1 protein-coding gene is annotated in these 474 nt (G+C 46.2%); it reads left to right on the top strand.

All coding sequences use genetic code 11. The features are described 5' to 3' along the window. Window positions 1-474: EF-Tu/IF-2/RF-3 family GTPase (locus ACO0KZ_RS20465; RefSeq protein ID WP_422998631.1), on the top strand; the 474-nt coding region annotated here is incomplete at both ends.

Here is a 474-nt window from a genome sequence, read left to right as displayed (position 1 = left end):
TGGCACGTCAAGTTGGTGTTCCATACATCATCGTTTTCTTGAACAAATGCGACATGGTTGATGACGCTGAGTTGTTGGAATTGGTTGAAATGGAAGTTCGTGAGTTATTGTCTAAATACGAATTCCCGGGCGATGATTTGCCTATCATCCAAGGTTCTGCAAAATTGGCGCTCGAAGGCGACAAAGGTCCATTGGGCGAAGAAGCGATCATGAAATTGGCTGATGCTTTGGATTCTTACATTCCAACGCCAGAACGTGCTGTTGACGGCGCATTCTTGTTGCCAGTGGAAGACGTATTCTCCATCTCTGGTCGCGGTACAGTTGTGACTGGTCGTATCGAGCGCGGCATCGTTAAGGTCGGCGAAGAGATCGAAATCGTTGGTATTAAAGACACAGTAAAAACAACATGTACTGGTGTTGAAATGTTCCGCAAATTGCTCGATCAAGGTCAAGCAGGCGATAACGTTGGTGTAT

The organism is Undibacterium sp. Di24W (assembly GCF_049340325.1).
Lineage (GTDB): Bacteria > Pseudomonadota > Gammaproteobacteria > Burkholderiales > Burkholderiaceae_D > Undibacterium.
Note: the sequence above shows the minus strand (reverse complement) of the source record. Positions and strands in the feature narration are given on the sequence as shown.